The 9,479-nt window shown below is 60.8% G+C and carries 10 protein-coding genes; 6 read left to right on the plus strand and 4 right to left on the minus strand.

Annotation, left to right across the window (positions count from 1 at the left end):
- The 3 genes from VTU_RS28765 to VTU_RS0119400 form a co-directional block, all read right to left on the minus strand.
- Positions 1-198 (minus strand): 2Fe-2S iron-sulfur cluster-binding protein (locus VTU_RS28765; protein WP_010107643.1); only part of this gene is annotated, 198 nt, incomplete at its 3' end.
- The gene (locus tag VTU_RS0119395) at positions 195-500 is read right to left on the minus strand and encodes a sarcosine oxidase subunit delta (RefSeq protein ID WP_029554567.1); all 306 of its coding nucleotides are present in this window, start codon (positions 498-500) and stop codon (positions 195-197) included. The genes VTU_RS0119395 and VTU_RS28765, both read right to left, overlap by 4 nt.
- Position 501: 1 nt before the next feature.
- Entirely contained in the window at positions 502-1,761 is a 1,260-nt protein-coding gene (locus tag VTU_RS0119400) for a sarcosine oxidase subunit beta family protein (RefSeq protein ID WP_010107645.1), read from the minus strand.
- Positions 1,762-1,992: 231 nt separating this feature from the next.
- Here VTU_RS0119400 and VTU_RS0119405 point away from each other — a divergent pair, with 231 nt between their 5' ends.
- The 6 genes from VTU_RS0119405 (at position 1,993) to VTU_RS0119445 (ending at position 8,151) form a co-directional block, all read left to right on the plus strand.
- Complete coding sequence (locus VTU_RS0119405; protein ID WP_438873587.1) at positions 1,993-2,250, plus strand: helix-turn-helix domain-containing protein; 258 nt, start codon at positions 1,993-1,995, stop codon at positions 2,248-2,250.
- A 12-nt stretch (positions 2,251-2,262) separates the two neighbouring features.
- Positions 2,263-3,246 (plus strand): AAA family ATPase, encoded by a 984-nt coding sequence (locus tag VTU_RS0119410; protein ID WP_010107647.1) that lies wholly within the window; start codon positions 2,263-2,265, stop codon positions 3,244-3,246.
- Between the two features lie 15 nt (positions 3,247-3,261).
- Positions 3,262-5,628, plus strand: a complete 2,367-nt coding sequence (locus tag VTU_RS31925; protein ID WP_010107648.1) for a S8 family peptidase — start codon at positions 3,262-3,264, stop codon at positions 5,626-5,628.
- A gap of 115 nt (positions 5,629-5,743) precedes the next feature.
- The gene (locus VTU_RS28770; RefSeq protein WP_010107649.1) at positions 5,744-6,967 is read left to right on the plus strand and encodes an AAA family ATPase; all 1,224 of its coding nucleotides are present in this window, start codon (positions 5,744-5,746) and stop codon (positions 6,965-6,967) included.
- 330 nt (positions 6,968-7,297) lie between these two features.
- Complete coding sequence (locus tag VTU_RS33940) at positions 7,298-7,507, plus strand: hypothetical protein (RefSeq protein WP_169315424.1); 210 nt, start codon at positions 7,298-7,300, stop codon at positions 7,505-7,507.
- Positions 7,504-8,151 (plus strand): ATPase, encoded by a 648-nt coding sequence (locus tag VTU_RS0119445; RefSeq protein WP_010107653.1) that lies wholly within the window; start codon positions 7,504-7,506, stop codon positions 8,149-8,151. Before VTU_RS33940 ends, VTU_RS0119445 begins: the two co-directional genes overlap by 4 nt.
- Positions 8,152-8,183: 32 nt before the next feature.
- Here VTU_RS0119445 and VTU_RS0119450 read toward each other — a convergent pair whose 3' ends face one another.
- Complete coding sequence (locus tag VTU_RS0119450) at positions 8,184-9,176, minus strand: LacI family DNA-binding transcriptional regulator (protein ID WP_029554570.1); 993 nt, start codon at positions 9,174-9,176, stop codon at positions 8,184-8,186.
- Positions 9,177-9,479 lie beyond the last annotated feature (303 nt).

Here is a 9,479-nt window from a genome sequence, read left to right on the forward strand (position 1 = left end):
CTCCGTGCCGGCGCCGACGATCCCGCGCGGCCGCCCGTACTTGAAGCTGCGCGCGACGCAGCGCACCCCCTGCGCGAGCAGCGCCGAGGCCAGCGTGTCGCCCGGGTGCCCGGTGTAGTCGCGGCCGTCGAAGCAAAACCGTATCTGGCGCGTGGTGTCGATGCGCGCGCCTGCCTGCCGGACCCGGGTGCCGCTCATGCTGCCTCCCGGGCCATGTCCGCGAGAAACAGCGCCCGGCCCTCGGCCAGCGTCCAGCTCCCGGCCACCTCGTACGTGGCGGTGTGGCGCTTGACGACGAACAGCTTGCGGCAGGCCACCGTGTGCTGCCATTGCTCCCAGAACCAGCCCTTGGTGTTGCGGCGCATGAAGAGATAGTCGCCCCAGGTGGCGTCGTCCACCGCATCGGGCTGCTGCGGGCGCGCGATGAAGGCCTCGCCGGCGTGGCTGAACTCCTGCTCGTCGCGCGCCGCGCCGCAATGGGGGCAATGCAATAAAAACATGTCAATGCGCGACGCCTGCGGCGCCGTGCTCATCGATCAGATGGCCGGTATGGAAACGGTCGAGCGCAAACGCCTGCGCCAGCGGATGCGGGCGCTCGTGCGCCAACAGATGGGCAAACACGTGGCCCGAACCCGGCGTGGCCTTGAAGCCGCCCGTGCCCCAGCCGCAGTTGAAGTACAGGCCCTGCACCGCGGTCGCGGAAATGATCGGGCAGGCGTCCGGCGTCACGTCCACGATCCCGCCCCACTGGCGGTTCATGCGCACGCGCGAGAACTGGGGAAACAGCTCGACGATCGCCGCCGCCGTGTGCTCTATCACCAGCGGGCTGCCGCGCTGGCCGTAGCCCAGGTAGCTGTCGATGCCGGCGCCGATCACCAGCTCGCCCTTGTCCGACTGGCTCAGATAGCCGTGCACGGCGTTCGACATGACCACGCAGTCGAGCACGCGCTGCATCGACTCCGAGACAAAGGCCTGCAACGGATGGCTCTCCAGCGGCATGCGCAGCCCGGCCATGCGCGCGAGCACCGAGGAATGCCCGGCGGCGACGCAGCCCACACGCCCGGCCCGGACCATGCCCAGGCTGGTTTGCAGCCCGCAGACGCGCCCGCCCTGAATGTCCATGCCCGTGACCTCGCAGCCCTCGATCAGGTCCACCCCCAGGCGGCTCGCGGCCCGTGCGAAGCCGCGCGCGACCGCGTCATGGTGCGCCACGCCGGCGCGCGGCTGCCAGCTGGCGCCGAGCACCGGGTAGCGGCGGCTGTGGCTGCAATCGAGCTGCGGTATTTTCTCCTGCACCTCGCGCGCGCTGAGCACGTGCGCGTCGATCCCCTGCAACGCATTGGCGTTCACCCGGCGCTCGATGTCGCGCATGTCCTGCAAGGTATGCCCCAGATTGAACACGCCGCGCTGGCTGAACATCACGTTGAAATTCAGCTCCTGGCTCAGCCCCTCCCACAGCTTCAGGGAGTGTTCATAGAGCTGCGCCGCCTCGTCCCACAGATAGTTCGAGCGCACGATGGTGGTGTTGCGCGCCGTATTCCCCCCGCCCAGATAGCCCTTCTCCAGCACCGCGATGCGCCCCACCTGCGGATGGTTCTTGGCCAGGTAGTAGGCAGTCGCCAGCCCATGCCCGCCGCCGCCGACGATCACCACGTCGTAAGCCGACCCGAGCGCCACCCGCTCCCAGGCCGGCTCCCAGGTCTGGTGGTTCCTGAAGCCGTGCCTGAGCAAACTCCAGACAGAATAGTTTTGGCCGCGCATGGGTTTTCGTGGGGGGATGCTTCAAGGAGCCGCAGCGAATTGTTCGCCGTCCCCCGCGCGCGGGCTTGCGTCGGCTGGACGCACAGTTGTCCAAATTCGACATGGTGTCGTGTTCGGGGTTGTGTGCGCATGCTGCGTGTGTGCTTGGCAGCCGGAATCGGCCGGAGGCGCCGAACCGGGCATTCACCCGGCTTTTATCTCGGCGCTTGGCCCGGGCGATGGCGCGCGACTGTGGGAGAATTGGCCAAACTTGACAACCAGATTCCACTACAGGCCAAAATCGCAGGCACCCTGATGACCGATACAACTGGTGAAATCCTGACGCTCGAAGAGGTCGCCGCGTACCTCAGGGCGGGGAAACGCACGGTTTATCGCCTTGCCCAAAAGGGTGAGATTCCGGCGTTCAAGTTGGGCGGCACTTGGCGGTTTCATCGCTTTGCGCTGGACAGTTGGATCGCCGAGAGCATCAGCAAGAAGAAACCGGAGTGAAGGGAAGTGAGTATGGCGAACGGGAAATTGCTACGGCAACTGATCCGGTCGGGGGTTCAGGGTGACTTTGCCGGGTTCCAGTCAGCTTCTGAGGCGGTCATCAAAGAGGAGCGAGAAAAAAACCACCATTTGCTGGCCAACGATCTTGAGCGCTTGCTATATGGAGATCAGGTAAAGATAGCGACCGGCGCTCGAAAGTTGCACAACGTCAACGAATTCCCCGACAACAAGGACAACGGCTTGACCCTGCTCGAAGAGCGCGCCGTAGTGCGAGAAGAAAAAGACATCATTCTTTCGGACGATGCACAGTCTGCTCTCAACGAAATTCTCATGGAACACAACCGGGATGATGTATTGCGTTCCTATGGCATGCTGCCCGCGCAGAAACTGTTGTTCTGTGGCCCACCTGGTTGCGGCAAGACCTTGGCTGCCGAAGTTATCGCGCACAGCCTCTCCATGCCCCTCGTCCTCGTGCGGCTGGATTCTGTGATTTCTTCCTTCTTGGGTGAAACAGCGGCCAACTTGCGCAAAGTTTTCGACTACATCGCCGCTCAGCCTGTTGTTGCGCTCTTCGACGAATTCGATGCGTTGGCCAAGGATAGAGGCGACAGCGCCGATCACGGTGAACTGAAGCGATCCGTGAACGCCGTGCTGCAAATGATGGACGGCTACCGTGGCAAGAGCATTCTCATTGCTACCACCAACTACGAAGCATTGCTTGACAAAGCAGTGTGGCGGCGCTTTGATGAAGTGGTTTGCTTCGAGATGCCGAACTTGGAACAAATCAAGCGATTGCTGGCATTGAAGTTATCCGGTATTCGACGGAATTTCAAGTTCGACGATGGCCAAGTTGCATCCCTGTTCAAAGGTATGTCGCATGCCGATATCGAACGGGTGCTACGACGTGCCATAAAGGAAATGATCCTGTCTGGTCGGGAATTCTTGGAGAAGACCCATCTCGATACCGCGCTGAATCGCGAATATCGTCATAACTAAGGGCGAAGGGACGGCATGACCTATGAACATCTGCGTCTGGGGCGTGAGACATTATCAACAGACCTGCACTCGAAGAAGCGTTATTTCGGCCCTACTCCGGCCGATCCTCGGGAACATGGTGCGACACTGGGACAACGCCTCAGGGAATTCCGGCAACGTGCCACGACTCAGGACATTGGTGGATTTGACGACAGAAAATTGCTCAAGATTCGACTGTGCGCAGATGTCAAGAGCGCGCCGAAATTCGATTCTATTCCTGGTGTCGAAATCGTCAGCCAAGAAGATGAGTCAATCGTGCTGACCTTTGCCACCAAAGAGGGGCTGAGCAAGTTCGAAAGCCGCCTCACGGAATTGGCTCGCACTGGCGTCGCGACGCGCAAGGAGTTGCTTTACGCCATTGAAGATTTTGACCATTGGACACCCCAGGATCGCACTGGGGCCGCGCTCCGTGATCAAGAACTACCCACCATAGAGCCTTTTGTATTGGATGTTGAACTCTGGCCTCAAGAACAGCAGAACAAGCGCCAGACCATGCTGAGCTCTTTCTTGGACTGGTCTCGTGACCATGGCATCGAGCGAATGGACGATATTAGGCAGCCATCACTTGTCATGGTGCGCGTTCGCTGCAATCGAATCGGGGCTGAACAGCTTTTACGCCACCGTGATGTGCGCACAGTGGATTTGCCACCTCGGTTGGGGGTGGCTGTTGAATTGCTCCATACGGATATTCATCAGTTCCCCCAGATCGCCCCACCCGCCGATGATGCGCCTGCCATAGCCGTCTTGGATTCGGGTTTGACGCGTGGGCATCCGCTATTGGGTGCCGCGGTGGGCGACGCGCAGGGCTGCCTTGCTCCGCATAGAAGCCCAGACGACTCTGCACCTCATTGGCACGGTACATTTGTAGGTGGACTGGCCTTGTACGGCGATGTGCATGCCTGTGTTCAGCAAAGAAAGTTTGTCCCTCAACTTCGGTTATTTTCCGGGAAAGTATTCGAAGACGACGGACGGGATCAAACCGGGTTTGTCGAAAATGCCATCGGAGAAGCCGTGCGCGACCTGCATGATCAGTACGGCTGTCGAGTGTTCAATCTTAGCTATGGTGATCTTAACAAGGTATATGACGGCCGCCACGTGCGTGGACTGGCCTACACTTTGGACCGTCTGACACGTGAGCTTGGCGTCTTGTTCGTGGTTCCGACCGGTAATTTCGATGCAGACTTTGCGGATGCCCGAACGGCCTACCCCAACTACTTGTTGACCCCTGGCGCGCGACTGCTAGATCCGGCCACAGCGCTCAACGTCCTGACCGTCGGCGGGTTGAGCATGAACGAGGCATCGCGCGATGCCCAACGCTATCCCGACAAGATTGAAGATTGTCCCCTCGCACGGACAAACCAGCCCTTTCCGCTGACGCGCTGTGGCCCATCCATCAACCATGCAATCAAGCCTGATGTGGTCGAGCACGCGGGTAATGTGGCCTTGACGCGCATCGGTGGTCGTTTGCGTCATGCCGGGTTGGGGGTCGTTTCGCTTAACGGTGGCTTTGGCACGGGCCCGGCTTTCAAGGAGGACATCGGCACCAGCTACGCTGCGCCACTCGTGGCCCGCAAGGCAGCGCGACTCCTTGCTGAAGTGCCGAATGCTACACCCAACCTGCTTCGCGCATTGATTGGCGCACATGCCCGTTGGCCGAAAGCCTGCACAGCGCTGTTGGATTCCGACAAAAATAGTGATGATCATGACAAGCTCAACAGTGATGATCGTGACAAGCTCTTGCGCCTGATCGGCTATGGCCGCGTGGATGACGCTGCGCTGTTTCACTCGCTGGACCACACCGTCACCCTTCTTGCCGAGGAATGGATCGGCAAGGACCAACACCACTTCTTTGAACTTCCTCTTCCAGATATCTTTTGGGCCGGACGTCGTCGAACTCGTGAGATTACCGTTGCTCTGGCGTACAGTCCCGCTGTGCGAACTACCCGCCTGGATTACCGTGGGGCCAAGCTGTGGTTTACTCTGGTCACCGCTTCCAGCTTGGATGAAGTGATACAGACCGTCCGTCGCGACCGTGAGAAAGGGGAGAGCATGGAAGAGCGCTCCACTAATCGCTGGCTTCCCAATAATACCCGCAAGGCCGGAACACTCCAGGTTTCACGTTGGTCTTTCAAACAGGCATTGAAAAACGGCAAAAAGGTTTTCATCGTGGTGACTCGCCAAGACGTACCATGGCCAGACAACCGGGATGAAGATGAGCGCTACGCCCTTGTTGCGGTGCTCGCTGATCGTGAGAACGCCGACGTTCAACTCTATGCCAGAGTACGTGCCATGCTACAAGCCCGCGCCCAACCGCGCGCTCGGGCGCGCGTTGGGGGAGGCTGATGGCATCAATCGAACCGCATGCATGACTATTCTGGAAAAGGTGCTGTTGAATGACTCAATGGGCCGCAACAGGCCAGTCGGATTGTTTCATCGACGGATCACTTGAGGAGGCCAGATGAAAACCGTGCACCAAGTCAAAATTAAAGGCTTCAAATCCATAGAAAGTGCCGAACTGGATCTGAACGATCTCAATGTGGTGATTGGTGCAAATGGTGCGGGAAAATCGAACCTGATTGGCGTCTTCCAATTGCTTGAGCACGTGCTCTCCCGCAGATTTCAACTTTATGTCGCCAGCGAGCCGGATCGGTTTCTGCATCACGGGCGCAAGAGAACACCCGCGCTGTCGCTGGGTTTTTCATTTGCGCAGGATTCCTGCGAATTCGAGCTCAAGGCAGCGCAGGATACGCTGATTTTCGAATCCCCGCGCAACATGCATGGCGAGTTTCTCGCTGTCGGCCATAAGGAGAGCAAGTTTGAAGAGAACGTGACTTCGTCCACCAAGACCGAAATCTCGCAGTCCGTGTTTTCCAAGCTACGGGATCTTTCCGTTCATCACTTCCAGGACATGTCCGACCATTCGCCCGCAAAGCAGGCAGCGGATGTTGACGACAAGCGTTTCCTGCGTCCCGACGCGGCCAATCTTGCGGCCTATCTGTACTGGTTGCAGGAAAGGCACCCGGTTCAGTTTCGACACATCGAAGAACATGTCAGGCTGGTCATGCCTTCCTTTGATCGATTCATGTTGGCCCCGTCCAGACTCGACGAGAAGAAGATCCAGCTGGAATGGAGGCAAAAGGGTTCGGATGCGTATTTCGATGCCTATTCGCTGTCCGCCGGTAGCTTGCGCTTTATCTGTCTTGCCACGCTGCTGCTGCAACCGTCGCCGCCCGCACTGATTCTGCTGGACGAACCGGAATTGGGTCTGCATCCCTTTGCCATTCGCATCTTGGCCGAGATGCTGGAAGCCGCATCCAAGCGTGTGCAGATACTGCTGGCGACGCAGTCGGTGACGCTGCTCAACCACTTCGCGCTGCAGGACGTGATCGTCGCGGAAAACGATGGCCTGAAAACCACGTTCAAGCGACCCGAGGAAGAAAAGCTCAGGGACTGGCTGGATGATTTCAGTCTGGGCGAACTGTGGGAAAAAATCTCCTGGGAGGCCGCCCATGACGCGGTTGGTGAGGGTGGATTTGCTGCGCGGACCATGCGCTGCCGGGGATGGAAAGCGCCTTGGTGCGGCGGACTTCAGTCGTGCAGCGTGGCGCTGGCGTTTGGCCGCACCAAGACCTTGGCGGTGCCCAGGCCTTGGCCACGTCGATTTCGGCGCTGTGCAGCCTGATGGCGCAGGCGGGTTGGACGCGATGGTCCTTGGCCGTGGCCCCGGGTCGTTCACCGGTCTGCACACTGCCTGCGCCGTGGCGGTTCGGGGCTTGCCGGATTTTGCAGGAAACTTCACACGGACACGCACACAATGCTTGCTACACTGCTGGCGCGGGTTTTTACTGGATCGGGAGCTCGTCATGGCGGGCGTTGGCGGCGGCGTGGGCCCTGCTGGACGGGCTCGCCAACGGGGGCTGCGAATGCGCCTTGGTGCATCCGCGACCCGATGATGGAACATGTCAACCACCACCCCGAGGAGGAAAATTCCTCGGCTTGCAAGGAGATCGCAATGAAAGCGAACGTGAATTTGCTGGACTGCAGCCGGGAACCCTCGGACGAGCAGTTGGAGGATTTGATGCGTGACGTGGCGGCAGAGGCTCGCGCCAAGGCCACCCTCGCGAACACCGCGCTGCGCAACACCCTCGCCGCGCAAACCGCCGAGGTGCGTGCGCGCTACCACCTCCCGGTGCCGCGTGCGGTCGCTTTGGCCGCCCGGTGACGAAGCCGCGTCCCACCCTCATCGTCGTCGCCGGACCGAATGGCTCCGGCAAGACCTCGCTGACCACCAAGGTCTTGCAGCACCAGTGGATCGAGGGCTGCATCTACATCAACCCCGACAACATTGCCCGCGATGTGTTCGGGGACTGGAATTCCGTTGAATCCGTCATGGCTGCGGCCAAGTACGCGCAGGCCGAGCGCGAGCGCTGTCTGCATGAGCGGGAAAGCATGGCCTTCGAGAGCGTGCTCTCGGCACCGGACAAGATCGACTTCATCCAACGGGCGAAGGATGCAGGCTACTTCGTCCGGATCTTCTTCGTCGGCACCGACCACCCGTCCATCAACGCAGCGCGTGTGTCCCTGCGCGTGATGGAGGGCGGGCACGACGTTCCCATCTCGAAGATCATCTCGCGCTACTCCAAGTCGATTGCCAACTGTGCGGCGGCGGCTGCGTTCGTCGATCGGGCGTACATCTACGACAACTCGGTCGATGGCGAAGAACCCAGGCTGCTTTTCAGGACGGTGGAGGGCGAGATCGTGAAGGTCTACAACGCGATCCATGGATGGGCACAGTTCATTGTGGAGACGCTGCCGCACGGGCAGGAGCCGTCCCATGCGCAGGAGTGCGACCATGGCGTCGATTGAGACCCCCTTGCCTCGGGGGCCTTCGGCGATCCTCAGGCCGATTCCCGAACCACCAGCCTGTGGGGCAGGATGCGGTGCCCGACGATCTGCCCCTCCATCTGTCCCAGCAGCATCACGACGGCCGCGGCGCCCAGATCCTGCATGGGTTGCCCGACCGTCGTGAGGGCCGGCTCGAATACCTCGGCGATGGGCACGTCGTCGAAGCCGACGACGGCAGTGTCTTCCGGGACCCGTCGGCCGGCCCGGCGCAAACCCTTGATCACCCCGATGGCCAATGTGTCCGAGACCGCGAATACGGCGGTCGGTGGCGTGACCAGCGATAGCAGCGCCGCTGCGGCCAGGCTGCCCGCGGCGTAGCTGTTCGTGCCGGTGGTTCGTATCCGTTCGGTTTCGACGGCAATGTCCGCCCGCCGCAGGGCCAATTCGTAGCCCTCGCGCCGCTGCCGGGCGTAGAGAAAGCGTTCGTCGCTGTTCACGAGCGCGATCCGGCGGTGGCCGCGGTTGAGCAGGTACTGCACGGCGTCGGTGGCGGCTTGGCGGTGGTCGATGCTGACGTGGGGGATGCTCATCTCATCCGGTTGGAACTCGGAGCAATGGACCCAGGGCCGGCCTTCTGCCGCCTTCGCCCACGCGGCGCGCTCGTGCACCGGGACCAGATTGATGACGCCGTCGGGCAGGCCGCTTTGCAGCACTTGCAGCGATGCCTCATCGTTCGCCGAGCCTTCCAAGTCCACGGGCAGCACCGTGTATCCCCTTTGTCGCGCGACCGACACGGCGCCGCGCACGATTTCGGCGTAGTAGGGGTTGGCAAAGTCCGGCACGAGCATGAGCAGCACCCCGCTGCGGCCCGTGCTCAGCCCGCGTCCGAACGGGTTGGCGCGGTAGTCCAGCGCTTGCACTGCGGCTTGCACGCGCAGCCGTGTCTCTGCGGAGACGGGCTTGCTGCCGGTGAGCACCCGCGAAACGGTGGCAATGGAAACCCCGGCCTGGTGGGCGACTGCGTTGATCGAGGGTTTGGTACTCATGGAGGCGGGCTGGCTTCGCGGTTGCGCCACTTTTTCTGCAAAGGAAAACGGTTTCCTCATTGTCGCCTGTTCCAGGGAAAGCACTAATGGATACAGGTGGGAAAACGTTTATCTTTTGTTACCTGATTCAAACAAAAAGCGACGCGCAGCCAGGGCGAAAAAAGGCCCCATCCGGCGCATCGACCCGGAGCCAGGATAAGGAGACAAACTTGAAAACGACCCCCATCTTTCCCTCTGCGGCCTGCATTCGAAGGGCCGTGCCCTGGGTCGCGCTCGTGCTGGCTTGCAGCGCCCGGGCCGGCG

The organism is Verminephrobacter aporrectodeae subsp. tuberculatae At4 (assembly GCF_000193225.1).
GTDB lineage: Bacteria > Pseudomonadota > Gammaproteobacteria > Burkholderiales > Burkholderiaceae_C > Acidovorax > Acidovorax aporrectodeae.

Excerpts from the sequence above, each read along its gene's own strand:
- VTU_RS0119395 (WP_029554567.1), bottom strand. The coding sequence starts at position 500 with ATGTTTTTATTGCATTGCCCCCATTGCGGCGCGGCGCGCGACGAGCAG.
- VTU_RS0119400 (WP_010107645.1), bottom strand. The coding sequence starts at position 1,761 with ATGCGCGGCCAAAACTATTCTGTCTGGAGTTTGCTCAGGCACGGCTTC.
- VTU_RS0119410 (WP_010107647.1), top strand. The coding sequence starts at position 2,263 with ATGGCGAACGGGAAATTGCTACGGCAACTGATCCGGTCGGGGGTTCAG.
- VTU_RS31925 (WP_010107648.1), top strand. The coding sequence starts at position 3,262 with ATGACCTATGAACATCTGCGTCTGGGGCGTGAGACATTATCAACAGAC.
- VTU_RS28770 (WP_010107649.1), top strand. The coding sequence starts at position 5,744 with ATGAAAACCGTGCACCAAGTCAAAATTAAAGGCTTCAAATCCATAGAA.
- VTU_RS33940 (WP_169315424.1), top strand. The coding sequence starts at position 7,298 with ATGAAAGCGAACGTGAATTTGCTGGACTGCAGCCGGGAACCCTCGGAC.
- VTU_RS0119450 (WP_029554570.1), bottom strand. The coding sequence starts at position 9,176 with ATGAGTACCAAACCCTCGATCAACGCAGTCGCCCACCAGGCCGGGGTT.